At 72.9% G+C, this 25,550-nt stretch carries 23 protein-coding genes; 9 read left to right on the forward strand and 14 right to left on the reverse strand.

The window, feature by feature from the left end:
* Positions 1–15: 15 nt before the first annotated feature.
* Positions 16–780 (reverse strand): MerR family transcriptional regulator, encoded by a 765-nt coding sequence (locus ACPT94_RS14795; protein ID WP_425246013.1) that lies wholly within the window; start codon positions 778–780, stop codon positions 16–18.
* A gap of 452 nt (positions 781–1,232) precedes the next feature.
* Here ACPT94_RS14795 and gad point away from each other — a divergent pair, with 452 nt between their 5' ends.
* Positions 1,233–2,633, forward strand: coding sequence for a glutamate decarboxylase (gene gad, locus ACPT94_RS14800; protein WP_360335103.1), 1,401 nt, complete (start codon positions 1,233–1,235; stop codon positions 2,631–2,633).
* A gap of 157 nt (positions 2,634–2,790) precedes the next feature.
* Here the strand turns inward: gad and ACPT94_RS14805 are convergent, their stop codons facing one another.
* From ACPT94_RS14805 to ACPT94_RS14815, 3 genes are all read right to left on the reverse strand, one after another.
* Positions 2,791–3,432, reverse strand: a complete 642-nt coding sequence (locus ACPT94_RS14805) for a PadR family transcriptional regulator (protein WP_360335101.1) — start codon at positions 3,430–3,432, stop codon at positions 2,791–2,793.
* A gap of 157 nt (positions 3,433–3,589) precedes the next feature.
* Complete coding sequence (locus ACPT94_RS14810) at positions 3,590–5,050, reverse strand: aldehyde dehydrogenase family protein (protein ID WP_425246014.1); 1,461 nt, start codon at positions 5,048–5,050, stop codon at positions 3,590–3,592.
* A 178-nt stretch (positions 5,051–5,228) separates the two neighbouring features.
* Positions 5,229–6,053, reverse strand: a complete 825-nt coding sequence (locus ACPT94_RS14815) for a Sco1979 family transcriptional regulator (RefSeq protein ID WP_360335097.1) — start codon at positions 6,051–6,053, stop codon at positions 5,229–5,231.
* Here ACPT94_RS14815 and ACPT94_RS14820 point away from each other — a divergent pair.
* Together ACPT94_RS14820 and ACPT94_RS14825 are read left to right on the forward strand one after the other, a co-directional pair.
* Positions 6,052–6,465: a hypothetical protein gene (locus ACPT94_RS14820; protein ID WP_360335095.1), complete on the forward strand. Its 414-nt coding sequence runs from the start codon at positions 6,052–6,054 to the stop codon at positions 6,463–6,465. The genes ACPT94_RS14815 and ACPT94_RS14820 overlap by 2 nt on opposite strands.
* Complete coding sequence (locus ACPT94_RS14825) at positions 6,428–6,910, forward strand: ATP-binding protein (protein ID WP_360335093.1); 483 nt, start codon at positions 6,428–6,430, stop codon at positions 6,908–6,910. Before ACPT94_RS14820 ends, ACPT94_RS14825 begins: the two co-directional genes overlap by 38 nt.
* 100 nt (positions 6,911–7,010) lie before the next feature.
* Here ACPT94_RS14825 and ACPT94_RS14830 read toward each other — a convergent pair whose 3' ends face one another.
* The 5 genes from ACPT94_RS14830 to rpmG form a co-directional block, all read right to left on the reverse strand.
* A complete protein-coding gene (locus tag ACPT94_RS14830; protein ID WP_360335091.1) occupies positions 7,011–7,271 on the reverse strand; it encodes a DUF397 domain-containing protein in 261 nt (86 codons plus the stop codon).
* A gap of 762 nt (positions 7,272–8,033) precedes the next feature.
* The gene (gene rpsR, locus ACPT94_RS14835) at positions 8,034–8,267 is read right to left on the reverse strand and encodes a 30S ribosomal protein S18 (protein ID WP_425246015.1); all 234 of its coding nucleotides are present in this window, start codon (positions 8,265–8,267) and stop codon (positions 8,034–8,036) included.
* A 4-nt stretch (positions 8,268–8,271) separates the two neighbouring features.
* Positions 8,272–9,480 carry a CobW family GTP-binding protein gene (locus ACPT94_RS14840; protein WP_425246016.1) on the reverse strand — a complete coding sequence of 403 codons (1,209 nt, stop codon included), beginning with the start codon at positions 9,478–9,480 and terminating at the stop codon, positions 8,272–8,274.
* Positions 9,477–9,731, reverse strand: a complete 255-nt coding sequence (locus ACPT94_RS14845; protein ID WP_360335085.1) for a type B 50S ribosomal protein L31 — start codon at positions 9,729–9,731, stop codon at positions 9,477–9,479. Before ACPT94_RS14845 ends, ACPT94_RS14840 begins: the two co-directional genes overlap by 4 nt.
* 7 nt (positions 9,732–9,738) lie before the next feature.
* The gene (gene rpmG / locus ACPT94_RS14850; protein ID WP_019753828.1) at positions 9,739–9,903 is read right to left on the reverse strand and encodes a 50S ribosomal protein L33; all 165 of its coding nucleotides are present in this window, start codon (positions 9,901–9,903) and stop codon (positions 9,739–9,741) included.
* A gap of 62 nt (positions 9,904–9,965) precedes the next feature.
* On the opposite strand from rpmG, the gene rpmB reads away from it, so the two are divergent.
* The 4 genes from rpmB to ACPT94_RS14870 all read left to right on the forward strand — a co-directional run bounded on the left by rpmB (position 9,966) and on the right by ACPT94_RS14870 (position 12,120).
* Positions 9,966–10,202 carry a 50S ribosomal protein L28 gene (rpmB, locus tag ACPT94_RS14855; protein WP_360335083.1) on the forward strand — a complete coding sequence of 79 codons (237 nt, stop codon included), beginning with the start codon at positions 9,966–9,968 and terminating at the stop codon, positions 10,200–10,202.
* A 79-nt stretch (positions 10,203–10,281) separates the two neighbouring features.
* Complete coding sequence (rpsN, locus tag ACPT94_RS14860; protein WP_360335081.1) at positions 10,282–10,587, forward strand: 30S ribosomal protein S14; 306 nt, start codon at positions 10,282–10,284, stop codon at positions 10,585–10,587.
* 80 nt (positions 10,588–10,667) lie between these two features.
* Positions 10,668–11,195 carry a hypothetical protein gene (locus ACPT94_RS14865; RefSeq protein WP_360335079.1) on the forward strand — a complete coding sequence of 176 codons (528 nt, stop codon included), beginning with the start codon at positions 10,668–10,670 and terminating at the stop codon, positions 11,193–11,195.
* 391 nt (positions 11,196–11,586) lie between these two features.
* Positions 11,587–12,120, forward strand: coding sequence for a DUF4232 domain-containing protein (locus ACPT94_RS14870; protein WP_360335077.1), 534 nt, complete (start codon positions 11,587–11,589; stop codon positions 12,118–12,120).
* A gap of 357 nt (positions 12,121–12,477) precedes the next feature.
* Here ACPT94_RS14870 and ACPT94_RS14875 read toward each other — a convergent pair whose 3' ends face one another.
* On the reverse strand, positions 12,478–13,587 hold the full coding sequence (locus ACPT94_RS14875; RefSeq protein WP_360335075.1) for a DUF2786 domain-containing protein: 1,110 nt from the start codon (positions 13,585–13,587) through the stop codon (positions 12,478–12,480).
* A 170-nt stretch (positions 13,588–13,757) separates the two neighbouring features.
* On the opposite strand from ACPT94_RS14875, the gene ACPT94_RS14880 reads away from it, so the two are divergent.
* Both ACPT94_RS14880 and ACPT94_RS14885 read left to right on the forward strand, forming a co-directional pair.
* Complete coding sequence (locus ACPT94_RS14880) at positions 13,758–14,498, forward strand: Clp protease N-terminal domain-containing protein (RefSeq protein WP_360335073.1); 741 nt, start codon at positions 13,758–13,760, stop codon at positions 14,496–14,498.
* Positions 14,499–15,136: 638 nt separating this feature from the next.
* The gene (locus ACPT94_RS14885) at positions 15,137–16,822 is read left to right on the forward strand and encodes a bifunctional 3'-5' exonuclease/DNA polymerase (protein ID WP_360335071.1); all 1,686 of its coding nucleotides are present in this window, start codon (positions 15,137–15,139) and stop codon (positions 16,820–16,822) included.
* Here the strand turns inward: ACPT94_RS14885 and ACPT94_RS14890 are convergent, their stop codons facing one another.
* The 4 genes from ACPT94_RS14890 to ACPT94_RS14905 all read right to left on the reverse strand — a co-directional run bounded on the left by ACPT94_RS14890 (position 16,823) and on the right by ACPT94_RS14905 (position 25,391).
* Positions 16,823–20,671, reverse strand: coding sequence for an AfsR/SARP family transcriptional regulator (locus ACPT94_RS14890; RefSeq protein ID WP_425246017.1), 3,849 nt, complete (start codon positions 20,669–20,671; stop codon positions 16,823–16,825). It abuts the gene before it with no gap.
* A gap of 380 nt (positions 20,672–21,051) precedes the next feature.
* Positions 21,052–21,945, reverse strand: a complete 894-nt coding sequence (locus tag ACPT94_RS14895; protein ID WP_360335067.1) for a glycosyltransferase family 2 protein — start codon at positions 21,943–21,945, stop codon at positions 21,052–21,054.
* A gap of 360 nt (positions 21,946–22,305) precedes the next feature.
* Positions 22,306–24,690, reverse strand: coding sequence for an ABC transporter permease (locus tag ACPT94_RS14900; protein ID WP_425246018.1), 2,385 nt, complete (start codon positions 24,688–24,690; stop codon positions 22,306–22,308).
* Positions 24,687–25,391 carry an ABC transporter ATP-binding protein gene (locus ACPT94_RS14905; protein WP_425246019.1) on the reverse strand — a complete coding sequence of 235 codons (705 nt, stop codon included), beginning with the start codon at positions 25,389–25,391 and terminating at the stop codon, positions 24,687–24,689. Before ACPT94_RS14905 ends, ACPT94_RS14900 begins: the two co-directional genes overlap by 4 nt.
* Between the last annotated feature and the right edge of the window lie 159 nt (positions 25,392–25,550).

The raw sequence follows: 25,550 nt of genomic DNA on the forward strand, positions 1-25,550 counted from the left end.
CCCGGGCCCAGGACCCTACGCACGCGTGTGCCGGGCCGCGTTCGCGGTGATCGCCTCCTTGAGGTGCTCGGCGAGGCCCGGGCGCATGGAGTCGTAGAACGCCTTGAAGCGCTCGTCGGCGACGTACATCTCCCCCAGGGACCGGTGCATGTCGTACGAGCACTCGTAGAACCAGGCGCCGATGTGCTGCCGGTGTTCCTCGGCCATGTCCATGGCCGCCTCGCCGGTCGGCGGTTCACCGGCGGCCATCAGAGCGTTGTAGCGCTCGCTCCAGTCGGCCACCTCGGCCTGCATGCGCTTCCAGTCCTCCTTGGTGTAGGAGGCGGCCCGGCGCTGCGACTCGGCGTACTCCTCCGTGCCGCCCCAGCGCTGTTCCGCCTCCTCGGCGTACTGCTCGGGGTCCTTGTCCCCGAACACCTCGAACTTCTCCTCGGGTGTGAGGTTGATGCCCATCGTGCGTGCCTCCATGGCGTGTTCCACGGCCGCCGCCATCTTCTGCAGCTTCTCGATCCGGGCGGTCAGCAGCTCGTGCTGCCGGCGCAGGTGTTCGCGCGGGTCCGCGTCCGGGTCGTCGAGCAGGGCCGCGACCTCGTCGAGCGGGAAGCCGAGCTCCCGGTAGAACAGGATCTGCTGCAGCCGGTCGAGGTCGGCGTCGCCGTAGCGCCGGTGACCCGCGGGGCTGCGCTCGCTCGGGACGAGCAGGCCGATGTCGTCGTAGTGGTGCAGGGTGCGCACCGTGACTCCGGCGAAGCCGGCCACCTGTCCGACGGAGTAGCTCACTTCGTCCGCTCCTTTCTCGGTACGCGCTCCACAGTGGGTCCTCACGCGACGTGAGGTGCAAGCCCGTTTTCCCCGGAGCCACCTCTCTGGCCACTTCGGGATGTTGTGCCGGTTCTGTCCGCTTATCGTGAGCCCGTGGCCCAGGACACCGCGCGGCAGGCGCCCCCCGCTCCGGCGCCCCCGGCGCGCGTGCCGCCGTCCGTGGTGACGCCGGAGCTGCTGCCTGCGTGCGCGCTGACGCCGGCCGGCGGGCTCGTGCCGGGGTTGTCCGTGGCCCTGGGCGGCGCTCTGAGGCTCTTCGCGGGGCTGGACGAGGCCTGGAGAGCCCACGCGCGATCCGGACGGCCGCGGACTCGGTCGCGGGAGGGCGGGGCGGCGATGCGGTGAACCGATGAGGTCCCTCGATCCGATGAAGCGGCAGGACGCCGCTGCGCTACACCTGAGGAGAATCCATGCCCCTGCACAAAGGCCCCGTGAAGTCCGACGAGCGCCCCCTGTCCGTGAACCCCTTCTACGGCGCGGCGGATCCGGTCGGCGGCATGACCGAGGCGCCGCCCAAACACCGGTTGCCGGACGGCCCGATGCCGCCGCCGACGGCGTATCAACTGGTGCACGACGAGCTGATGCTGGACGGCAACTCCCGGCTGAACCTGGCCACGTTCGTCACGACGTGGATGGAGCCGCAGGCCGGGGTGCTGATGGCGGAGTGCCGGGACAAGAACATGATCGACAAGGACGAGTACCCGCGCACCGCCGAGCTGGAGCGACGGTGCGTGGCGATGCTCGCCGATCTGTGGAACGCGCCGGATCCGTCGGCGGCGGTGGGCTGTTCGACGACCGGGTCGAGCGAGGCGTGCATGCTCGCCGGGATGGCCCTCAAGCGGCGCTGGAGCAGGCGGAACTCGGCCCCGGGCGCCCGGCCGAACCTGGTCATGGGTGTCAACGTCCAGGTCTGCTGGGACAAGTTCTGCACGTTCTGGGAGGTGGAGCCCCGTCAGGTCCCGATGGAGGGCGACCGCTTCCATCTCGACCCGCAGGCCGCCGCCGAGCTGTGCGACGAGAACACCATCGGGGTCGTCGGCGTCCTCGGCTCCACCTTCGACGGCTCCTACGAGCCGATCGCGGAGCTGTGCGCGGCGCTGGACGCCCTCCAGGAGCGCACCGGCCTCGACATCCCGGTGCATGTCGACGCGGCGTCCGGCGGGATGGTCGCGCCGTTCGTCGACGAGGACCTGGTGTGGGACTTCCGTCTCGCGCGCGTGGCGTCGATCAACACCTCGGGGCACAAGTACGGGCTCGTCTACCCCGGGGTCGGCTGGGCGCTGTGGCGTGACAAGGAGGCCCTGCCGGAGGAGCTCGTCTTCCGGGTGAACTACCTGGGCGGCGACATGCCGACCTTCGCGCTGAACTTCTCGCGCCCCGGCGCCCAGGTGGTCGCGCAGTACTACACGTTCCTGCGGCTGGGCCGTGAGGGCTACCGGGCCGTACAGCAGTCCACGCGGGAGGTCGCCCGGGGCATCGCCGACCGGGTGGCGGCGCTGGGCGACTTCCGGCTGCTGACCCGGGGCGACCAACTGCCCGTGTTCGCCTTCACCACGGCCCCGGACGTCGAGGCGTACGACGTCTTCGACGTCTCACGGCGGTTGCGGGAGAGCGGCTGGCTGGTGCCCGCGTACACCTTCCCGCCGAACCGCGAGGACCTGTCCGTCCTGCGGGTCGTGTGCCGCAACGGCTTCTCCGAGGATCTCGCCGACCTGTTCGTGGAGGACCTGACCCGGCTGCTGCCGGAACTGCGCCGGCAGCCGCATCCGCTGACACGGGACAAGGAGGCGGCGACCGGCTTCCATCACTGAGCCCGCACCGGGCCTACCGGCTCCTGCGCGCGAGCCCGCGGCGCCACGGCCGGACGGGTCCCGGCCGGACGACGTGGGTCTCGGCCGGACGACGTCGGTCCCGGCCGGACCACGTGGGTCTCGGCCGGACGACGTCGGTCTCCGCGGCCCGCGCTCCTCAACGGGTGTCCTGGGGATGCCGCTCCCCCGTCGCGTACGGGTTCTCGTCGCCCTCGGCGAGGATGCCGACGAACGGTTCGCCCTCGCCGGCGAAGGTGTAGGCGCCGCCCTCGACACGGGCGATGAGCCCCTGGGTCCACTCGGCCTCGGCGTCGGCCGTGTGGACCCAGAGGTTCATGATTTCGCCGATGTGACCCAGCTGCTCGGGGCCCTGCTCGGGCACGTAGTGCTCGGTGACGGCCGAGCGCCACTCCTCGATGCGCCGGATCCGCTCCTTCAGGAGCGCCACCGCCTCGGCGCGCGGCAGGTCCACGATGAAGCCGATGGCCGCCGACTTCATGTCCATCTTCTGGTCGTAGGAGGTCAGTGCCTCACGGACCAGCCGGAAGTACTCCTCGGTGCCCCGCTCGGTGATCTCGTACTCCGTGCGGGGCGGGCCGCCGGCGGTGGAGGGGGCGATCTCGTGCGCGTGCAGCAATCCCTGTTTCGCCATCTGTTTCAGGGCGTGGTAGATCGAGCCCGGCTTGGCGTTGGACCACTCGTGGGCGCCCCAGTACTCCAGGTCGTTGCGCACCTGGTAGCCATGGGCCCGTCCGTGCTGACGAACGGCGCCGAGCACGAGGAGGCGGATCGCTGACATGGCGTCCAGCGTAGGCCGGTCGGGGCGGGTGGCGGGGGCTGGGCCGGTCGGGGCGGGCGATCACCGACGGTGATCGGAACCAGTGGTCGGGCGTACCGCTGAACGCGCCGCCGTGAGGACCGCCGAAGGCCCCGTACCGGCCTTCCCCGGACACCGGCTAGAACGGGAATCCGCTCCGCCCGTGCTGCACCGAGATCCACTTCGTCGTCGTGAACGCCTCGAGAGTCGTCTCGCCGTTCAGGCGGCCGACGCCCGAGCTCTTCTCGCCGCCGAAGGGGACGAGGGGCTCGTCGTGGACGGTGCCGTCGTTGACGTGGAACATGCCGGTGTCGATCTGCTTGGCGAAGGCGACGCCGCGCTCGATGTCGCCGGTGTGGACGGCGCCGCTGAGCCCGTACGGGGTGTCGTTGACGAGGCGGACGGCCTCCTCCTCGCCGTCGAAGGGGATGAGGAAGGCGACGGGGCCGAAGATCTCCTGCTGGAGGAGGGCCGAGTCGGCGGGGACGTCCGTCAGGACGGAGGGCTCGACGAGGTTGTCAGTGGTCGTGCCGCGGACCAGGGCCGTCGCGCCCTCGGCGATCGCCTGCTCGACGGCGCCCGAGAGGGCCTCCGCCTGGGAGGAGTTGATGACCGGGCCGATGACCGTCTGCGGGTCGCTCGGGTCTCCGACCTTGAGGGACTTGACCTTGGCGACGAACTTCTCGGTGAACTCGTCTGCGATCGAACGGTCGACCAGGACCCGGTTGGCGGCCATGCAGACCTGGCCCTGGTGGACGAAGCGGCTGAAGACGGCCGCGTCGACCGCGTAGTCGATGTCGGCGTCGTCGAGGACGACGAGGGCGCTGTTGCCGCCCAGTTCGAGGACGGAGCGCTTGAAGTGGGAGGCGCAGACCGTGGCGACGTGGCGGCCGACCTGGTCGGAGCCGGTGAAGGAGATGACCCGCGGGACCGGGTGCTCGATGAAGGCGTCGCCGATCTCGGCGATGTCGGTGACGACGACGTTGAGCAGGCCGGCGGGCAGGCCCGCGTCCTCGAAGAGCTTCGCGACCAGCGTGCCGCCGGTGATCGGGGTGTTCTGGTGCGGCTTGAGCACCACGGCGTTGCCGAGCGCCAGGGCGGGGGCGACGGACTTCAGCGACAGCAGGAACGGGAAGTTGAAGGGGCTGATCACACCGACGACACCCACCGGCACGCGGTAGAGGCGGTTCTCCTTGCCGTCGACCGGCGAGGGGATGATCCGGCCCTCGGGGCGCAGCGCCAGGTGGATCGACTCGCGCAGGAACTCCTTGGCGAGGTGGAGTTCGAAGCCGGCCTTCAGACCGGTGCCGCCGAGCTCGGCGATGATCACCTCGGTGATCTCCTGCTCGCGCTCCTCGACCAGGCGCAGCACCCTCTCGAAGACGGCGCGGCGGGTGTAGGCGTTGGTCGCGGCCCAGGCCTTCTGGGCGCGGGCGGCGGCCCGGTACGCCTCGTCGATCTCGTCGACGGTGGCTATGGTGATCGAGGCCAGCTTCTCGCCGTCGTAGGGGTTGAAGTCGATGATGTCCCAGGAGCCTGTCCCCGGGCGCCACTCACCGTCGATGTACTGCTGGGCCAGGTCGGTGAAGTAGGACGACATGTGATCCCTCAATCCCCTGCGCTGCGATCGACGTCACGCTCTGATCACACGTCATCGTACGTGTGTTGCAAGGGAGTTGGGTGCGCCTCCGGGACCCTCTAGGGGAATCCCTCGGAAAGAGCCCGGAACGTGCCCGGAAGGCCGCCGGGACGCCGCCGCCCCGGCAGGGGTGGAGCGGTCAGGACAGCTGGAGCAGTCCGCGCAGCAGGTCCCGGCTCTCGTCGGGCCCGGGGCTGTCCTTCTGGAGCTCCTGAAGCGCCTGCTCGTACTGGGCGACGTCCTCGCGTTTGTCCAGGTAGAGGGCGCTGGTGAGCTGTTCCAGGTAGACGACGTCCGACAGGTCGGACTCCGGGAAGCTCAGGATGGTGAAGGCGCCGGACTCGCCGGAGTGCCCGCCGAAGCTGAACGGCATGATCTGCAGCCGTACGTTGGGGCGTTCGGAGATCTCGATCAGGTGCTGGAGCTGTCCGCGCATCACCTCGCGGTCGCCGTAGGGCCGACGCAGGGCCGCCTCGTCGAGGACGATGTGGAACTCGGGGGCGTTCTCGGCCACGAGGTACTTCTGCCGCTCCAGGCGCAGCGCCACCCGCCGGTCGATGTCGGCCGCGCTCGCGCCCTTCATGCCGCGCTGCACGACCGCGTGCGCGTACGCCTCCGTCTGCAGCAGCCCGTGCACGAACTGCACCTCGTACGCGCGGATCAGCGAGGCCGCGCCCTCCAGACCGACGTACGTGGGGAACCAGTTGGGGAGCACGTCCGAGTAACTGTGCCACCAGCCCGCCACGTTGGCCTCGCGGGCGAGGGAGACGAGCGCCTGTCGCTCCGCGTCGTCCGTGATGCCGTACAGCGTCAACAGGTCTTCCACGTCCCGTGTCTTGAAGCTCACCCGGCCCAGCTCCATCCGGCTGATCTTCGACTCCGACGCCCGGATCGAATACCCCGCCGCCTCGCGTGTGATGCCGCGTGCCTCACGCAGCCGCCGTAGTTGCGAGCCGAGCAGCATGCGCCGCACCACCGATCCGGGCTCTCCCGCGCTCACGTTCGCCAGCCTCCCCAAGCGTCCTTGGGCCCGCAGTCTGCCACTAAAACACTTCGAGCAGTACTCGTCCGATTACACAGATGGAAAGAAGCCAAAGGATACGCAGGAAGCGGCGCGAGGGAAGAGGGCGGAGAAAGCAAGAGAAGTGCTGCTGAACGGCGAGAAGATGGCGGAAAAAATGGCCAAGAAGCGGTACGGGCGGGTCCAATTCGGTCACGTGCACGTGCATCTGCCCTTGCATCTGCTCTCCGCATCGGAAACCATGGTCGCGCGCCACCGCTGCATCGCAACGACCGCGAATCCCGGGAGTGCCTCGCATGGGGACGAATGGATCGACCATGCTCGAGCCGTTACGGCAGGGCCTTCCGCCGCTTGATCCCGCGGCCGTGTCCAACGCGGCCTCCTGTGCTCTGCCCGCCCGCTTCGAAGCGGTGCGCGAGGCGCGGCAGTTCACCCGCAGAACTCTCGGCCAGTGGGACGTCGGCGACCGTTTCGACGACATATGTCTGGTGGTCTCGGAGCTGGTGACCAACGCCTTGCGGCACGGGCAGTCGCCCGACGCCGTCCCCCGCGTGGCGGCCGAGCATCCGCCCGTGCGGCTGCACCTGATGCGGTGGACCGAGCGGCTGGTGTGCGCGGTGCGCGATCCCAGCGACGACAGTCCGCTGCCGCGCGAGGCGGACGACTTCTCGGCGGAGTCCGGCCGCGGCCTGTTCCTCGTCGACTCCTTCGCCGACGGCTGGGGCTGGCACCCGCTCGCCGGCAACCTGGGCGGCAAGGTCGTCTGGGCGCTGTTCCGGCTGCACACCGCCGCCCAATGACGAACCGCGGCACCGACCGGTGCCACGGTTCTACGCGCGTTGTACTGGCCTCACCTGCGGTTCCTCCGAGGTGCCGCACGCACGCCGGAGGACGCGAGCGTCAGCTCGCGATCAGGTGGTCGAACTCGCCGTCCTTGATGCCCAGCAGCATCGCCTCGATCTCGGCCCGCGTGTAGACGAGCGCGGGACCGTCCGGGAAACGCGAGTTGCGCACCGCCACGTCCCCGCCCGGCAGCCGCGCGAACTCGACACATGAGCCCTGCGAGTTGCTGTGCCGGCTCTTCTGCCAGGCAACCCCGGACAACTGTGTGGCCGTCATGCCGTTGTACACGTCGTGCCCCCCGTCAACGTCGTGGTCCACAGGTCGCTCCCTGGTGGTGCACTGGCTCGTGTGGCCATTGGTGCCGTGGTCAACTGTCCCGGATCATAACCCCGTTCATGTGCAGATGCGTGAGCAGATGCACGTGCACGCCGGTTGCTGGTGCGATTACAGCTTTGACGCCTGCTTTACCGAAATCGTTCGGTTCTCCGCCCCCTCGCGCGTCTGCCCTGAACCCTTCGGCTCATGCGACCAGTGGCACTTGTGGGTCGGCTGTGGCACATGTGCCATGCGAGGTAGTTCGGATCGAACCAACTCGTGCACAGGAAGAGACGCATCGGGTGGCGTTCGTGTTCCGTCATCCCGGACACGGTTCGGCCGAGCGCGCATCGGTCGGGGGATGCGAGGATCGGTCGGACCGGCTCCGCCCGGGCGGACGTTCGCCGTCCACTCGACGCGGCGGTCGGGCCCGGGCAACCTCCGACACCCCCTCACCCCGGAATCGGATACCGCCCGCGCCTCCGCCCACCCCCGGCGCGAACAGGCCTGGACCACTCACCCCGGCCCACCGCCCGCGACAAACCCTCGCCCCCGCGGACTACAGCGGGTCGTCCACGGGGGCGAGTACGGGCTCGGCTCGGAACAGGCGCGCACAGCCGGTCTCTCGACGCAGATGCGCCCCGATCGGATGGCCGGCAGGCCTGGACGACGGGCGCGACTGCGCTCGTACGACCGGACGGTGGTCCCGTACAACAGTGGCGGGTCCGTTCCTACGGACGCGGCCGGCGCCGACGGGCGGGGACGTCAGCGGCTGCCGTACGGCAGGAGGGCCATCTCGCGGGCGTTCTTGATCGCGCGGGCCAACCGGCGCTGCTGCTGAGCCGAGATACGGGTGACCCGGCGGCTGCGGATCTTGCCGCGGTCGGAGATGAACTTCCGCAGCAGATCGGTGTCCTTGTAGTCGATGTACGTGATCCCGGCCTGGTCCAGCGGGTTGGGCCGGTTCCTTGCGGGCTTGCGGTCGCTCTTGCGGGGCACGGGGTCAGACCTCCAGGAGGGTGTCGAAGGCGGGCGGCAGCCGCTTCCAGGCGTCGCGGCCGGCGGCGTACTCGGCGTCGGTGAGCAGGCAGGACTCCAGGAGCCGTTCGAGTCCGTCGCGGTCGAGGCCGGGGGACGTGAAGACGAGGTGCTGGCAGCGGTCGCCGTGCTCGGGGTGCCAGTCCAGCGCGGCGGCGGCGCGGCGTACCGGCGGGACCATCTCCCAGGCCGCGTCGGGCAGGGAGGCGAGCCACGGCCCGGCCGACTCCACGCACAGGGCCCCGCCGGCCGCGTCCCAGTGCAGCAGTGTGTCCGGCTTGTCGGCGAGCCAGAACCGGCCCCGGCTGCGGGCGGCGACGCAGGTCAGGTCCTCCAGCGCCGTGTACAGCCGCTCCGGGTGGAAGGGTCGGCGGCGGTGCCAGACGAGGGTGGAGACACCGTGCGCGTCGGCCTCGGCAGGGAGGAGGGCACAGGCCGGGTGCTGAGCGGCGGCGGCCGCTTCGACGTCGAAGCCGGCGAGGGCGGCGGACGCCAGCTCGGACCGAGCGCCGGATGCGGCGACCGATGCGTCTGCACGTGCAGGCGTCGAGGTCGGCACGCCCGCCGGGCCCCCCGGGTGGCCGCCCGGGACGGGGACCCGGCGGGCCGTCGGATGGAGCTGGGCCAGCAGTTCGCGGTCCTCGTCGTCGGCCTCCGGGGAGTCGACGAGCGCCAGGACCGGGGCGTACTCCAGCTGCCGTGCGAAGGTGTCGGCGACGGTCCGCCGGTCGGTGGCGGCCGCGGCGAGGCCGACGTCGGCGAGGTCGTCGCCGTTGCCGAGACACGGCAGCAACAGCGCCGGGTCGACGGCGGTGATCACGCCGGTGACGGTGAGGCCACCGGCGACGACCACCTCGGCCATGGCCCTGGGCTCGACGGAGTCCCACAGCTCGACGATCGCGAGCCGGGTGGTCGCGTCGTCGGCCAGACGCCGCAGCTCGGGCACGAGGTCCTCGCGCAGCGCGCAGCACGCGCAGTCGTCGACCAGCGGCGCCTCGCCGGCCGCGAGGACGCCGGTGGCGTCCCTGATCGTCCGTACGACCGTGCCGGCGGCGGCCGTCGCGAGGTCGTGGTGGAGGACGACGCTGCCGGGCACGTCGGCGAGCAGGTGCTCGACGGTCGCCCGGCGGGCGTCGCTGTGCAGCCCGCCGACGATCACCACCGACAGGGTCACGCCCCGCCCCGCTTCCCGTACCGGCGCTCGAAGCGCTCGACTCGGCCGGCCTGGTCCAGGACGCGGGCGGTGCCGGTGTAGAAGGGGTGGCTGACGTTCGAGATCTCGACGTCCACGACGGGGTAGGTGTTGCCGTCCTCCCACTCGATCGTCTTGTCGCTGCTCATGGTGGAGCAGGTCAGGAAGGCGTGGTTCGCGGCACGGTCGCGGAAGACGACGGGACCGTAGGCCGGGTGGATTCCCTCGCGCACGGGCGGTTCAGCGCTCCTCTCGGAAGTCGACGTGACGGCCGACGACAGGGTCGTACTTGCGCAGGGTCATGCGGTCCGGGTCGTTGCGGCGGTTCTTGCGGGTGACGTACGTGAAGCCGGTCCCCGCCGTGGAGCGGAGCTTGATGACCGGGCGCAGTTCGTTGCGAGCCATGCTGCTATCTTACTGAAAATGAATTCCATTAACATCCTGATTCGAGGAGAGGTACGTCACCCGTGTCCGCGCACTGCATGCTGACCGGCGCCCAGCCCGGCTTCGGCAACCGCATCTCCCACTCCCACCGGCGGACGCCGCGCCGCTTCGACCCCAACATCCAGACCAAGCGCTACTGGCTGCCGAGCGAGGGCAGGTACGTGCGGCTGCGGCTGAGCACCAAGGGGATCAGGACGGTTGACGTCATCGGCGTCGAGGCGGCCGTGGCCCGGATCCGGGCGCGCGGAGTGAAGGTCTGAAGCGAGCGAAGGCGCGCGAGGGTCTGAAACGCGCGAAGGTCTGAAACGAGTGAAGGACTGAAGGGGCCGAGGGGCTGAGATGGCGAAGAAGAGCAAGATCGCGAAGAACGGGAAGCGGCAGGAGGTCGTCGCTCGGTACGCCGAACGACGGGCCGAACTGAAGGAGATCATCCGGCGGCCGTCGTCGACGGAGGCGGAACGGCTGGCGGCACAGCGGGAGTTGCGCCGCCAGCCACGGGACGCGAGCGCGACACGCGTACGCAACCGGGACCAGGTGGACGGGCGGCCTCGCGGGTACTTCCGGACGTTCGGGCTGTCGCGCGTGAGTCTGCGGGAGCAGGCGCACGCGGGACATCTGCCGGGGGTTCGCAAGTCCTCCTGGTAGGTCACGGGCGCCACAGGCTCGGGCCCGGGGCTGCTGGTAGCTTGCTGCGGTCCGGTCCGGCTACAGCTTGGGAGCTTGCAGTGACTTCGGCGATCTTCTCGCGCGGGGCGTCCCGCCGGACGGTCCGGGCCGCCGCCGTGGCCGCCGCGCTGACGGGCGCGCTCGTGCTGACCGCGTGCAGCGACGACGACGGCTCCGACGGCGACCCCTCGGCCACCCCGAGCACGACGGCGAGCGCGGACACCGGGGGCGCCACCGGCGGGTCCGTGCAGGCGTCCGGCGAGCTGGAGGGCAGCTGGCTGGCCACCACGGACGGCAAGGCCGTCGCCCTGGTCATCACCGGCAAGCAGGCCGCCCTCTTCGCCACCGGGGGGACCGTGTGCAGCGGGGCCGCCGGCGAGGAGGCGGGCATGCAGATGATCCACCTCACGTGCACGACCGGTGAGAAGAACCGCACGACCGGCATGGTCGACTCCGTCGACGCCAAGTCCCTCCAGGTCACCTGGGAGGGCGGGGCCGGCAAGGAGACGTACACCAAGGCGGAGGGCGGGCAGTGGCCGTCGGGGCTGCCGACGGCGGGGCTGCCGACGGCGGGGCTGGGGTCGTGAGGCGTGCGTCGTGGCCGGAGGCCGGTATACCGACATGCCGGTAGGGCGGGGCGCGCGACGGAGGCTGTGAGGCGGGGGCGTGCGCCGGAGGCCATACAACGGGGGCGCGCGCCAAGTGCCGCACGACGGGCGCGCGCGCCGGGGGCCGCACAACGGGGGCGCACAACGGAGGCCGTAACACGGGGCGCGCGCCGGGGGCCGCAAAGCGAGGGCGCACAACGGAGGCCGCAAGGCGGGCGCGCACGCTGGGTGCCGCAAGACCGGCGCGCGCGCCGAGTGCCGCACGACGGGGGCGCACAACGGATGCCGTAAGACGGGGGCGCGCAACGATTCCGGGTGCGCGTGCGTGATGATCCTTCGAGCACCGTCACGTCATCCAAGGGACCTACTCATGCGCGCCGTTCCGATCACCGTCTCCGCCCTCGCCGCCGCGTTCCTCCTCACCGCCTGCGGCGGCGGGGACGACAACAGCTCCTCCGACGGCAAGGAGAGCAAGGCCGCCTCCGGCTCCTCCTGCGCCGCCGGTGACCTGGGCATGGAGGCCGGTGCGGTCAACGCCGCCCCCGCCGCCGGGGACACCGGCAACGTCACCGTCACCATCACCAACAAGGGCGCCGAGTGCACCCTGGAGGGCTTCCCCAAGGTCGAACTCGAAGCCGACGGCACCACCGTCGCCGTCCCCGAGGACAAGGCCGCCGCGCCCCAGAAGCTGACCCTCGCGGCGCAGGCCACCTCCTCCTTCACCCTCACCTACGTGCGCGGCGAGGAGGGCGGCGAGCAGAGCCTCGCGGTGAAGACGGTCAAGTACGGGCTGCCTGGTGGCAAGGCGGACCAGAGCCTCGACTGGTCGTACGGCGCTGTCGCGCTGAAGGGCAAGGACACGCCGGACGCTTCGGTGAGCGGCTTCCAGCAGGCCGGGGACTGAGGCGCGGGGCTCGGCGGGGCGGGTCCGAACAGGTACGTCGGGGCCCCGCCAAGTGCGTCGGGCCCCGCTCAGGTACGGCGGACCCCGCCGAAGTACGTCGGGCGGCCCGGGTTCGCCGGGACACCCCACCTACGCCCGGATGGTCCGGCGCGTCGGCCCGCCGCTCAGGCCTCTCGGGTGTCGTGCCCGCTCAGGTGCCTTGGGCAGGCCGGACGCCTGGGGACACCGGGTCACCTGACATGAGCGCGGCGACGCCGGACAGTCGGGATACCCCGAGCAGCCGTCGGGGACCGTGGAGGACGGGGCGGGGCATCCGGGCGGTCGGCGCGTCCCTGCGCGGCGGGGACGCGCGGCCCGTCAGGGCAGTCGTGGTCTGGAATCCATCCGGGCCCGGTCCGCGGCCTCCGCGCCCTCTGTCCAGCCCGCCTCGTCGGTGATGCCACGCAGGCGGGTGGTGACCGTCTGGGGGAACATGCGGTCCGTGGCCGCGGTGACCGCCACCTCGCGGGTGGCGAGGACCGGCAGCAGGTCGTCGGTGACCTGGGTTTCGGCGGCGGTGGTCAGGCGGATGCCCATGCGGTGGGCGTAGGCCGCCAGGAAGGACTGGCGGAAGGTCTTGGTGCGTTTGCGGCCGGCGGATCGCTGGGCCGCCTCCGCCTTGGCCATCGCCGACTGCGCCTGCACCAGCAGTGAGGTGTAGAGCAGTTCCACCACCTCCAGGTCGGCCTCGAAGCCGACGACCGTGGAGAAGCAGAAAGGTTCGTTCCACACCGCCCGGCAGTGGTTGGCGTCGGCGACCGCGTCCAGCAGGACCGCCTTGGCCTGCTCGTACGGCGGCTCCACGCCGATGCGGCAGGCGCCGGGCGCGTCCGGAGCCGGGGCCTGGGCGTCGAGCAGGGCCTCGTCGACGCTGTGCCGGGCCATGAGCTCCTGCGCCTTCGCGGTGAGCGCCTCCGCCTCCTCCGGATACCCGGTCGCCTCCGCCTTGGCGAGCAGCGCGCGGATGCGGGTGAGCATGCGGGAGCCGGAGTGGGGGTGCCGGCTCGGCTGCGGCTCCTGGAGGGGTTCGAGGGTGGGCAGGCGCAGGAGGAGGCGGTAGAGCTCCAAAGTCGTGGTGGCCTGGGAGAAACGGTCGGTGCGGGGCGGGGGTTCCGCGGGGAGGTCCTCCAGTTGGGCCGCCCAGCGTCGGCCGCGGGGGCGGTCCTGGCGGGCCTGTGCGCGGATCAGGGACGCGAGCAGGCGTACGTGGGCCTCGTCCAGGTCGCGCCGTACGAGCCGTAGGACGTCCGCGGGCTGCCAGCCGCGTCGCCAGGCCGCCGCCACGAACTCCTCGCCGCGCCAGGTGAGTTCGGCGTCCGCCGCGGGGTCGGTGGCGAGGAGGGACGCGCCCGTGTCGAGGGCGGTGTCACCGGTTGCGTAGAGGGCGGCCTGGAAGGCGTGGTCGACGGTCGTGGGCGTACTGCTCATCCCGTGATGGTGTCACGCGCGCGTGGCGCCCTTCGTTCTCGCATAAGGCTGTGGCCCTCAGGGCTGTATCAGGGTCAGCGCCTTGTTCAGGGCCTCCGGGGCCGCGCGGGCGAATGAGCGGGTGTCAACTCAAGGTTGACGCCCACGCTCTGTCAACCTACGGTTGACACATGACCTCACGACAGGAACCCACGGCATCCATCCGCCTCGACGACCTCATCGACGCCATCAAGAAAGTCCACCCGGAGCCCCTCGACCAGCTCCAGGACGCGGTCATCGCGGCCGAGCACCTGGGTGACGTGGCCGACCACCTGATCGGCCACTTCGTCGACCAGGCCCGGCGCTCGGGGGCCTCCTGGACGGACATCGGCAGGAGCATGGGCGTGACGCGGCAGGCCGCGCAGAAGAGGTTCGTGCCGAAGGAGTCGGCCGACCTCGACCCCAGCCAGGGCTTCAGCCGGTACACCCCACGCGCGCGGAACGTGGTCATGGCCGCCCACAACGAGGCCAGGTCGGCCCGCAGCCCCGAGGGCCTGCCCGTCCACCTCGTCCTGGGCCTGCTCGCCGAGCCCGAAGGCCTGGCGGCGCTGGCCCTCGCCGAGCAGAACGCCTCCGCGGACGCGGTGCGCGAGGCGGCGACGGCCGCACTGCCGCCCGCCGCCGACGAGGTGCCCGAGCTCATCCCCTACGGCTCCGACGCCAAGAAGGTCCTGGAACTCACCTTCCGCGAGGCCCTCCGCCTCGGCCACAACTACATCGGCACCGAGCACATCCTCCTGGCCCTCCTGGAGTTCGAGCACGGCGAGGGCGTGCTGAGCGGGCTCGGCGTCGAGAAGGCGGCGGTGGAGCGGTTCGTGGAGAAGACGCTGGCAGAGGTGCTGAAGGCACGGGAGGGGGAGCAGAAGGGCTGAACGGGCCGAGTACGGCTTCGGCGGATCGGTGCTGGCCTGATCCGATGGTTCCGGTGGAGGGGTCCGGGCCGGACGCGGGCGTCGGGCGTCGGGCGTCGGGCGTCGGGCAGAGTCAGCAGGCCGCCAGGCGGGTCAGCAAGCCGCCAGGCAGTTCAGCCAGGCCCGCCGGGCGGGCCGGCGGGTCGGCAGGCCGCCGGACGCGGTTCTGGCGGGGCGCGCCAGCCGGGCAGGCCGGGCGAGGCCCGAGCCGAGCCCGGTCCAGGCTGAGTGCGGACCGGGCCAGGCGGAATCTGAGCGCCCCCCGGCCAGGCGCGAACCTGGCTCGGCAAGACCCAGACCAGGCCAGACGCGAACCTGGCTCGGCAAGACCAGGCCAGGCGGGACCCTGGCTGGGCACGCCCCGAGCCGAGCGCCGTCCAGGCCGAGTGCGGACCGGACCAGGCGGAATCTGAGCTGGGCGCGCGGCCCGAGTCGAGCGCCGTCCGAGTCCAGTGCGGTCGGTCGGCAGTCCGACATGGTCCGGGGCGAGTGCGGTCGGGGCTGCAGAGGGCGCCAGGCGCAGCCCGTCAGGTCTTGGTGCCGGGGGAGGACCATCGTGGGCAGGGGGCGTTGTCAGACCCCGCTGGCACACTCGCAGCATGGGCGATCGGTGGGTGCTTGTTCCGGTCGAGGGTGGTGGTGTGGAGCTGGCCGCCCTCGGTCCGGACGGGCTGCCCGTGGGGCCGGTGGTGCGGGAGGCGGATCTGGTGGCGGCCGTGCGGGGGCGGCCCGGGGTCACGCGGTGGATCTGGCGGTCCACGGCCGAGGTGTATCCGCGTCTGCTCGCCGCGGGGGTGCGAGTCGAGCGGTGCTACGACGTCGAGGACGCCGAGACGCTCCTCCTGGGCCACGAGGGGCGGTACGGCGAACCCCGTTCGGCCGCCGCCGCCCTGGCCCGGCTGCGCGGTGGGCCCGTGCCGCCGGACCCGCCGCAGCGCTCCGCCGCGCCCGGCGCGCAGTCCCCGCTGTTCGAGCCGGAGGACGCCGGGCTGCCGCTCACCGACCTCCTCGCCGTGTACGCCGAGCAGCAGTGGCGGCACGACCGGGCGGAGCACCCGGAGCGGATGCGGCTGCTGACGGCGGCCGAGTCGGCGGGGATGCTGGTGGCCGCCGAGATGAACCGGGCCGGGCTGCCGTGGAGTGCGCAGGTGCACCGCTCCGTGCTGCGCGACCTGCTCGGCGAGCGGTACGCGGGCGGGGGCGAGCCCCGGCGGCTGGCCGAGCTCGCCGACGAGGTGTCCGCCGCGTTCGGGCGGCGGGTGCGGCCCGATCTGCCCGCCGACGTCGTCAAGGCCTTCGCGCAGGCCGGGATCAAGATCAGGTCCACGCGGCGCTGGGAGATCGAGTCGATCGACCATCCGGCCGTGAAGCCGCTGGTCGAGTACAAGAAGCTGTACCGGATCTGGGTGGCCCATGGATGGTCCTGGCTGCAGGACTGGGTGCGGGACGGGCGGTTCCGGCCCGAGTTCCTCGCGGGCGGGACGGTCACCGGACGCTGGGTGACCAACGGCGGGGGCGCGCTGCAGATCCCCAAGGTGATCCGGCGGGCGGTGGTCGCCGACCCGGGCTGGCGGCTCGTCGTCGCCGACGCCGACCAGATGGAGCCGCGCGTGCTCGCGGCGATCTCGCGGGACCCCGGGCTGATGGAGGTGGCCGGGCGGGAGACCGACCTGTATCAGTCCGTCTCCGACCGCGCCTTCTCCGGCGACCGTGCCCAGGCCAAGCTCGCCGTGCTCGGCGCGGTCTACGGCCAGACCTCCGGCGACGGCCTGAAGAACCTCGCGGCGCTGCGCCGCCGCTTCCCGCGCGCGGTGGCGTACGTCGACGAGGCGGCGCGGGCCGGTGAGGAGGGGCGGCTCGTGCGGACATGGCTGGGGCGGACCTGCCCGCCGCCGGCCGGGGCGGGCGGTGACGGCAGCGAGGAGGCGGGCATCCCCGTCGGGGACGAGGAGAGCGACAGCCGGCCGTGGGTGCCCGGCTACGCCTCCTCCGACGCCCGCGCGCGCGGCCGCTTCGCCCGTAACTTCGTCGTCCAGGGCAGCGCCGCCGACTGGGCCCTGCTGCTGCTCGCCGCGCTGCGGCGCAGCTGCGCGGACATGGCGGCCGAGCTGGTCTTCTTCCAGCACGACGAGGTGATCGTGCACTGCCCGCAGGAGGAGGCCGACGCGGTCGTCGCCGCGATCCGGGAGGCGGCGGACCTGGCCGGACGGCTGACGTTCGGCGAGACGCCGGTGCGGTTTCCGTTCACGACGGCGGTGGTGGAGTGCTATGCGGACGCCAAGTGATCAGCCGCCCCCGGCGAGCAGCTCCCTGAGCTCGCGTACGACCGCCTTCTCGTCCGTGCCGTCCAGCGCGGCCAGCGCCCGCCGCCACTCCTCCCGCGCCCGCCTGGGGAAACCCCGCTCCCGCAGCAGGAGCCCCTGCTGGTGCCGGGCCAGTCCGCCCATGTAGGGGTCGGCGCGGGCGTCGGCACGGCGCAGCAGCTCGGCGCACTCCCGGGCGGCGCGGTCGGTGCGGCGCAGCAGACGCAGGGCGCGAACCAGGCCGAGCCGGGTCTGGGACTCGCCGTGCCAGTCGCCGTGGCCGCCGAGGATGCGCAGGCTCTCCTCGAAGTGCGGGAGGGCGGCGGCCGGTTCGCCGAGGGTGAGGTGGGCGTAGCCGATGTTGCAGTGCGCCGAGTGCTGGACCAGTACGGCGCCGATCTCTGCCCCGAGCGCGAGCGAGCGCCGGTGCTGCTCGATGGCGGCGCGCGGGTCGGTGTGCTCGTACAGGTTGCCGAGGTGGCTGTAGGTCACGGCCTCGCCGTGCGGGTCGTCGAGCTGCCGGGAGTACTCCAGGCTCTGCCGCAGCGCCCGGCCGGACTCCTCGTACCGGCCGAGGCCCTCCAGCAGCAGCCCGCGGTTGTTGAGGCAGCGCCGGATCCAGGAGAGGCGGTCCAGGCGCCGCCAGATCGTGAGCGCCCGGTCGTTGAGGGCGAGGGCGTCCTTCTGGCGGCCGGTCAGGAAGTGCAGGCCGGCGAGGTCGCCCAGCGCGTACGCCTCGGCCGCCTCGTCGCCGAGCCGGCGCGCCACCCGCAGGGCGGTCCGGCCGAGCACCTCCATCTCGGCGACGCGGCCGCTGCGCTGGAGGTAGGGGAAGAGGAGGCGCAGAAGGGTGGAGACGAGGGGGTCGTCGCCGTCCCCGGCGCCGCTCTCCACGAGGGCGACGATGTTCTCCAGCTCCGTGTCGCCCCAGGCGAAGGCCTGCTCGGGGCCGGGGAAGGGCGGGACGTCCGTCACGCGGGCCGCGTGGGCGGGCGGCTGGGCGGTGGTCGGCCGGCGGCGGTCGTCCTGGTCGGGGCCCGGTTCGACGATGGCGGTCAGTGCGCGTTCGGCCACGGCGGCGTACCAGCGCAGGGCGTTCGAGGGTGTGCCGTTGGCGCCGTCCTCGCCGTCGGCCTCCGCGAGCTCGCGGGCGAAGTCCCGTACGAGATCGTGCGGGGTGTAGCGGCCGTACGCCGTCTCCTCCAGGAGGGCCACGTCGACGAGGCGGTCGAGGGCGGCCTCGGCGCGGCGCTCGTCGGTGCCGGTGAGCCGGGCGAGCAGCGGGGCGCCGTAGGCGGGCAGGTCCAGGGCGCCGACGCGGCGCAGCGCGAGGGCGGCGTCGCGGTCGGCCTCACGGTCGGAGGCGGCGAGGGCGTCGTGCGCGACGGCGAGGGAGCGGCGCACGCTCAGGTCGTCGTACTCCAGGTGGTGCAGGCGGCTCTCGGCGGCGGCGAGTTGGGCCGCCAGGACGTCCGGGGTGAGGGCGTGGCGGGCGGCGAGGCGGGCGGCGACGACGCGCAGGGCGAGCGGGAGGCGTCCGGCGAGGCCGACGAGGGCGTGGCCGGGGCCGAGCCCGTCGCGTCCGGACACCGCGCGCAGCAGGGCCGCGCTGTCCTCGTCGGAGAGCGGCGCGAGCGGGAAACGGTGGGCGCCGTCGAGGGCGGTGAGCGGGGAACGGCTGGTGACGATCACCGCGCAGCCCGGTCCGGCCGGCAGCAGCGGGCGCACCTGGGCCGCGTGCGCGGCGTCGTCCAGCACCAGCAGCGTCCGGGTCGGCGCGAGCAGCGTGCGCAGCAACGCGGCCGCCGCGTCGGGGTGCTCGGGGATACGGCGGGGGTCCGTGCCGAGGTCGCGCAGGAGGGTGGCGAGGGCCTGGCAGGCGGTGAGGGGGGCCATGCCGGGGGTGGCCCCGTGCAGGTTGATGTAGAGCTGACCGTCGCTGAAACGTTCCCTCAACTGGTGGGCGACGTGCAGCGCGAGAGCGCTCTTGCCGACGCCGGCCATACCGCTGATGACGAGGGGGCCTGCCGGCGGCTCGGCGGCGAGGGTGCGGTGGAGGAGGCGGAGCGTGCCGGTCCGGCCGGTGAAGTGGACAGGGGGTGGGGGGAGTTGGGCGGGGCGGAGAGGGGGCGTGAGCGCGGCCGGGGTGGGCGGGAGCGCGGCCGGGGTGGGCTGGGTCGGGGCCGGCGTGCCCTCGGAGTCAGATGCCGCGCCGGACACGACGACAGGCCCGGAAGGGCCCCCGGGAAGGGGCCCGGAGCCAGGCCCAGGGGCAACCCCTGAGTCGGTCCCCGACGGGACCCCGGAAAGGGCCTTGGAGCCAGAGCCGGAGCGGGACGCGGACCCGACAGGTGCCCCGGGTATCCCGGAACGACCCCCGAAGCCAGACCCAGGGGCAACCCGCGAATCCGCCCCCGACAGGACCCCGGAAACACCCCCAGAGCCAGAACCGAACCCGGACGCGGACCCGACAGGTGCCCCGGGTATCCCGGAACGACCCCCGAAGCCAGACCCAGGGGCAACCCGCGAATCCGCCCCCGACAGGACCCCGGAAACACCCCCAGAGCCAGAACCGAACCCGGACGCGGACCCGACAGGTGCCCCGGGTATCCCGGAACGACCCCCGAAGCCAGACCCAGGGGCAACCCGCGAATCCGCCCCCGACAGGACCCCGGAAACACCCCCAGAGCCAGAACCGAACCCGGACGCGGACCCGACAGATGTCCCGGGTGCCCCGGAAAGGCCCCCGAAGCCAGACCCGGGGGCACCCCCCGCGTCGGTCCCGGAAGCAGGTCCGGAAACCGGGGGCGGGGATGTCGGCCCCGGAACCGAGTGGGACAGGGTCGGTATCGGGGCGTCCGTGGAAGCGGGGGCGGGCTCCTCCCCCGTCGTCGCCCCGCGGAGCACCTCCATGTGGGCCTCCCGCACTGCCGGGCCCGGTTCGATGCCGAGTTGGTCGATCAGGCGGGTGCGCAGGTCGCGGTGGACGGCGAGGGCCTCGGCCTGGCGGTCGGTGTGGTGGAGGGCGAGCATGAGCTGGCGGTGGTAGGCCTCGCGGAGCGGGTGTTCGGCGGTCAGGGCCGTCAGCTCGGGGACGAGGCGGTCCAGGCGGGCGCCGCCGACGGCCAGTTCGGCGTCGTAGCGCCACTCCAGGAGGAGCAGGCGGGCCTCGTTCAGGCGCCGGGTGAACGCGTAGCCGCCGAGTTCGGCGGGGAGGCCGGTGAGCGGGGTGTCCCGCCACAGGGCGAGGGCGGCCGCGCACTCGCGGACGACGCGTTCCCAGTTGCGAGCGGCGTGTGCGCCCCGAGCCGCGGCGAGGTGGCGTTCGAAGACATGGACGTCGAGTTCGCCGTGTTCGACGCGCAGTCGGTAGCCGGGCGGCACCGCCCGCAGCCGCCGCGGGTCGTCGAGCAGCCGCCGCAGCCGGGTGATGTGGTTGTGCAGCGAGGCCTGCGCGGACGCCGGCGGCGCGCCGCCCCACAGCACCTCCTTGAGCGACTCGACCGGGACGATCCGGCCGGCGTCGAGCAACAGCGCGGCCAGCAGGGCGCGCACCTTGGGGCTGCGGATGGGCCGGGCGGGCGGGCGGGGAACGGCCGGGACTGGGGCGCCGGGCAGCGCGGCGCCCTGCGGGACGTCGTGGGCGTCCGGGACGTCAGCGGCGTACGGGTACGGCGCCTCGGAGGCGTACGTGGTCCGAGACGGGTCGGCGTTGACGAAAGCGCCGGTGCCGGTGTTGGTGCCAGTGTTGGTGTCGGCGCCGGTGCCGATGCCGGTGTCGTACAGGACCGGTGGGCCCAGCAGGCCGAACCGCAGCTCGTGCCGCTGCATCACCGCCGACCTTCGTCCTTCCGCGCCGTGTCGGGCCGTTGGCGGATTTCCGCCCCCGGCACGGCGGTATTCCGCCACCTCGTTCCTGCCGGTTCGCCGCCGGGACCGGCTGTCGTTCCGGCCGCGTCCCGTGGTCGTCCGGCGACTTCAGGCCAGGCGACCAGCGACAACGCGGAGAACCGTTGGCGACATGTTAGCGATTTGTTGGTGCGACCTGATGTGATCACATCATCGGAACCGGCCCGACGGCGCGCGCGTTCAACGCGTTGCTCGGGGGAGTGTCGCCGCCGCGGCCGGGTCCGGGGGCGCGTGTGGGCCCCGGTCGGCAGAGGTGAACGGCCGGGGCTCGCGCCCGATTCCGGGACCGGGCGCCCAAGGGGTCAGAGGACCGGGGGCCGGCCCAGCCGGGTCAGGCGCCACACCGTCCGCCAGCGCATGGCCCGCCGTACGCCGGCCGGCTCGCGCAGCCCCTCCGCGAATCCGCCGAACCAGGCCTTCAGCCCGCCGAGCGAGCGCGTCCGCAGGAGCGTGACGAGGATCCACACGCCCAGGTGCACCGGGATGAGCGGCAGCGGGAGGTTGCGCCGGACCAGCCAGACCCGGTTGCGGGCGGTGACGCGGTGGTAGATGGCGTGCCGGGCGGGCGAGGTCTTCGGGTGCTGGAGGAGCAGTTCGGGCGCGTAGAGGATCCGCCAGCCGGCGTCCGTGGCGCGCCAGGCGAGGTCGGTCTCCTCGTGCGCGAAGAAGAACTCGGCGGGCCAGTCGCCGGTCTCGTCGAGCATCGCCATGCGCAGGGCGTGGCCGCCGCCGAGGAAGCCGGTCACGTATCCGCCCCGCATGGGGTCGGACGCGCCGACCCTGGGCACGTGCCGCCGCTGGGTCTCGCCGTTCTCGTCGGCGATGCGGAAGCCGACGATGCCGAGGCGGGGGTCGGCGGCGTACAGGTCGCGGACGCGGCGCAGCACGTCGGCGTCGACGAGCAGCCCGTCGTCGTCCAGTTCGACGACGGCGTCGACGTCGCCGTACTCACGGAGGCGGGCGAGGGCGACGTTGCGGCCGCCGGGGCAGCCGAGGTTCTCGTCGGTCTCGATGGTGGTGACCTCGCCGGGCAGGGAGAGCCGGGTGGCGAACTCGGGCAGCCGGCAGCCGTTGCCGACGAGCACGATGCGGGTGGGCGCGAGGTCCTGTTTCGCGACGGACTCCAGCAGGGCGTCGACCTCGGCGGGCCGGTTGCCCATCGTCACCACGGCAACGGCGATCCTCGGCTCCACCACGTACCTCACCCCATCCGGCCCGCGACGGCGACCGCGTCCCGTGCGGGGCTCGTCGTTCACGTAGACGTTGCCTCAGATACGGACGTTGCTTCGTCGCCGACTCATTTTGCTTCCCGTTTATGCCGGTTTTCTCTGCGCCGGGCGAAGGTGAGTGCCGACCGGTCCTCCCTCCAACGCCACCAGCCTGGGCGCGGCGACGACCGTGCGCTCCAGCGGCTACGGCACGGCGAAGCAGCTGGGCCGACATCGAGCGCACGTCGGCGACGGAAGGGCTCCGCCCTGCCCGGCCGGGTGGGGGCGGAGCCCTGTTCGGTCACCGGTGCGGGCCACGGCCCGGCGGGGCGACCGTCATCCGTGGGCTCACTCCGTACGCAACGCCGTGGCCGTGTCCGTCCCGGCCGCCCACCCCGCCGGGAGCAGCCCTCCCGCCACCGCGATGACCAACCCGCCGAGGGCGAGCAGGACCAGCCCCGGCGGCTCGTAGACGTCGACCATCCCACCGGGCAGGGCCATGCCGACGGCATCGCCCATGAGCGGTGTGATCCAGTGGTGCAGGGCGACCCCGGCGGGGACCGCGGCCACGCCGGCGAGCAGGCCGGTTCCGGCGACCGAGGTGACGACCATCGCGACGGTCTGCCGGGGCGTCATCCCCAGCGCCTTTAGCACACCGAGGTCGTGGACGCGGTCCCGGGTGTCGAGGACGACCGTGTTGAGCACGCCCAGGCCCGCGACCACGACGAGCAGCAGGGTGAGCGTGCCGATCACCGCGTCCATGGCCACGATCACGCTCGACGAGTCGGCGGCGTCGGCCGTGGCGACGGCACCGACCGGCTCGAGCGCGGCGTTGACGGAGGCCAGATAGCGCGTCAGATCCGTGCCGGGCCGGGTCTGCACGTGGTAGCGGCTGGGTGTCGCGTCGAGTTGGAGGCCGGCGAGCGTGGCGGTCGAGGTCAGCAGGGCCATGCCCTCGCCCTGGGTGAAGAAGGCCTCGCCGACGATCCGCACCGAGGCCCGCCGGCCCTCCTCCGTCAGGGTCACCGTGTCCCCGACCCGGATCCCGGCGGCCGTCAGGAAGCGGGTGGTGACCACGGCCTGGCCGGGGCCGTCGAGCCACCTGCCCGAGACCAGCCGGGGAGCGCCCCACGACGAGTCGCCCTGGTACGCCACCACAGTGGTCGCGCCCGTGATCCCGGACGTGCTCACCTGGGCCTGCGCCGTCCCGTAGAAGCGGCCGGTCCCACGCTGGGCGCGCAGCGCGGCGGCGACCTCGCTCGGCTCGGCCTTCGGCACGTCGGCCGTACCGCCCGCACGGACCACCTCGGCACCGGGCGGCCCCTGTCCGCCACCGCCCGACACGACGACCGAGCCGGCCGAGTCGAGCATGCGCCCCTCCTGGACGGCCCCCAGGGTGAGGGCGAGCCCGGCGGCGAAGGTGACGCAGACGGCCCCGAAGGCGACCGCGGCGGCCATCGTCCCCGAACGCGCGGGCCGGGCGAAGGGGTCGGCCAGCCCCAGGCCGACCGCGCGCGGCAACGGCAGCCTTCCCGTGAGCCGCCGCGACAGCCGCCCACGCCCGGTGCCGCGCCTGCGCCCGACGGTGAGGGCGTCGACGGTCCGCAGCCGGCCCGCACGCAGCGCCGGCGCCAGGGCGGCGCCCGCGACCAGGACGAGGGCGGCGGCGGGCACGACGACGTCCACCCACACCGGAATCGAGGCCGCCGGGGCGCCGAAGGCCGCGCCGACCTCGCCGAGGACGGGGACGGCCAGCACATTGCCCAGGACCAGTCCCAGACCACAGCCGATCGCCGCCGGGATCAGCGCCTGCCCGACATGGGCCCGCACCACCTGCGCCGGGGTGAAACCGAGGGACTTGAGGATGCCGATGCGCCGGGTCGCGGCCCCGACGGCGCCGCCGACCACGATGCCGACGACCAGGACCGACAGCAGCAGCCCCAGCACCCCGAAGGCGACCAGGAAGGGCACGAACGCCATCGCGTTGGCCGTCTCCTCCTGCCGGACGGCGAGATACGACTGCGATCCGGTCATCGCCCCCTCCGGCAGGGCCGCCGAGATCGCGGCACGGCCGGCGGCCACCTCGGCGTCCGTCCCCGCGGCGCGCAGGCGGTAGAGCATCTCGTACGCGGGCGGGCTGCCCGGCGTCGTCAGGGCCTCGGCCTGCGCGGGCGTCACCCAGGCCTGCGCGGTGCCGGTCACCGACCGGGCGATCCCCACCACGGTCAGCGTCGGGCTGCCCGGCGCGCCGGGGAACGTCAGCCGCCCGCCCGGCCGTACGGGCAAGGCGCCGTCGGCCACCACCATCTCGCCCGCGCGAGTGGCCCAGGCGCCCTCGACGAGGTCGATCGCGTCGACGGGGCCACCGGACCGCGCCCGGCCGACGACGGTCAGCGGCTGCAGATCCACACCGGCCGGGAGGAAGTCCGAGGACGTGACGGTACGGGGGCGCGCCGAGAGGGACCGGAAGGGGCCGGCCGTGGCGGTCACCCCGGAGGCGCGGGCGGTCGCCGCGAGCTGCGCGGCCGCAGCCCTCGTCCCGTCGAACTGCCCGGCCAGATGGGCGCCGTGCTGCTGCGCGAAGGCCCGGTCGAAGGGTGCCCGGGACGCGGCCAGCAGTCCCACCGCGAGGACGGACGCGGTGACCGCCACCAGCGTGGTCATCACCAGCACCGCGGTCTGCACGCGCCGCCTGCCGACCCCGGCGCGCACCACCCGGCCCAGCGCGCTCATCGGCCCACCGCCGTCGCGTGCTCGGCGTCCCGGACGATCCGGCCGTCGACCAGTTCGACGGTCCGCGTCGCGCATGAGGCGGCCAGCCCCAGGTCGTGGGTGACCAGGACGATCGTCTGACCGTCCGCGTTGAGCCCGGTCAGCAGCTCCCGGACGTCCTCGCCCGCGGCGGTGTCCAGCGCCCCCGTGGGCTCGTCGGCCAGCAGCAGCGCGGGACGGTTCATCAGCGCCCGGGCGACCGCGACCCGCTGACGCTCCCCGCCGGACAGCCGCCCCGGGTAGGCATGGACGTGCCGGTCGATACCGAGGCGCTCCAGCAGGCCTACGGCACGCCTGCGGGCCTCGGCCCGGGGCGTTCCGGCCAACTGGGCCGGCAGCAGCACGTTGTCACCGACCGTCAGGTCGTCCAGGAGGTTGAAGAACTGGAAGACCATGCCGATCCTCGCCCGCCGGTACCTGGCCGAGGCCGTCTCGCTCAGCCCGTCCACGCGCAGCCCGTCGACCGTGACACTGCCCGCGCTCGGCCGGTCGAGTCCGGCGATCAGGTTGAGCAGCGTCGACTTGCCGCTCCCCGAGGGCCCGACGAGGGCCAGCGCCTCCCCGGTCCGCACGCTCAACGTGACGCCGTCGAGCGCCGGCGGCCCTTCTCCGTACGTCCTGCTCACCTCGCGGATGTCGATGACGGGCGCGGTCGTTGTCACGGGGCCTCCCTGGCCTGCGGTGAACGGTTCGCCCCGACGCTAGGGACGGACCGCGCCCGGGTCGTCGCCCCCGCCGGTGAGACACGGCTGCCGCGCCGGGCCGACCCGCAGCGCGCGTCATCCTCGCGATGTACGCGGAAGATGCAGGACCCCCTGCGC

It is taken from the genome of Streptomyces aurantiaciflavus, from assembly GCF_049808595.1.
GTDB lineage: Bacteria > Actinomycetota > Actinomycetes > Streptomycetales > Streptomycetaceae > Streptomyces.

Coding starts and splice junctions, on each gene's coding strand:
- gad (WP_360335103.1), top strand. CDS start 1,233: ATGCCCCTGCACAAAGGCCCCGTGAAGTCCGACGAGCGCCCCCTGTCC.
- ACPT94_RS14805 (WP_360335101.1), bottom strand. CDS start 3,432: ATGTCAGCGATCCGCCTCCTCGTGCTCGGCGCCGTTCGTCAGCACGGA.
- ACPT94_RS14810 (WP_425246014.1), bottom strand. CDS start 5,050: ATGTCGTCCTACTTCACCGACCTGGCCCAGCAGTACATCGACGGTGAG.
- ACPT94_RS14820 (WP_360335095.1), top strand. CDS start 6,052: ATGCGCCGCACCACCGATCCGGGCTCTCCCGCGCTCACGTTCGCCAGC.
- ACPT94_RS14815 (WP_360335097.1), bottom strand. CDS start 6,053: ATGCTGCTCGGCTCGCAACTACGGCGGCTGCGTGAGGCACGCGGCATC.
- ACPT94_RS14825 (WP_360335093.1), top strand. CDS start 6,428: ATGCTCGAGCCGTTACGGCAGGGCCTTCCGCCGCTTGATCCCGCGGCC.
- rpmG (WP_019753828.1), bottom strand. CDS start 9,903: ATGGCTCGCAACGAACTGCGCCCGGTCATCAAGCTCCGCTCCACGGCG.
- rpsN (WP_360335081.1), top strand. CDS start 10,282: ATGGCGAAGAAGAGCAAGATCGCGAAGAACGGGAAGCGGCAGGAGGTC.
- ACPT94_RS14870 (WP_360335077.1), top strand. CDS start 11,587: ATGCGCGCCGTTCCGATCACCGTCTCCGCCCTCGCCGCCGCGTTCCTC.
- ACPT94_RS14875 (WP_360335075.1), bottom strand. CDS start 13,587: ATGAGCAGTACGCCCACGACCGTCGACCACGCCTTCCAGGCCGCCCTC.
- ACPT94_RS14880 (WP_360335073.1), top strand. CDS start 13,758: ATGACCTCACGACAGGAACCCACGGCATCCATCCGCCTCGACGACCTC.
- ACPT94_RS14885 (WP_360335071.1), top strand. CDS start 15,137: ATGGGCGATCGGTGGGTGCTTGTTCCGGTCGAGGGTGGTGGTGTGGAG.
- ACPT94_RS14890 (WP_425246017.1), bottom strand. CDS start 20,671: ATGCAGCGGCACGAGCTGCGGTTCGGCCTGCTGGGCCCACCGGTCCTG.
- ACPT94_RS14900 (WP_425246018.1), bottom strand. CDS start 24,690: ATGAGCGCGCTGGGCCGGGTGGTGCGCGCCGGGGTCGGCAGGCGGCGC.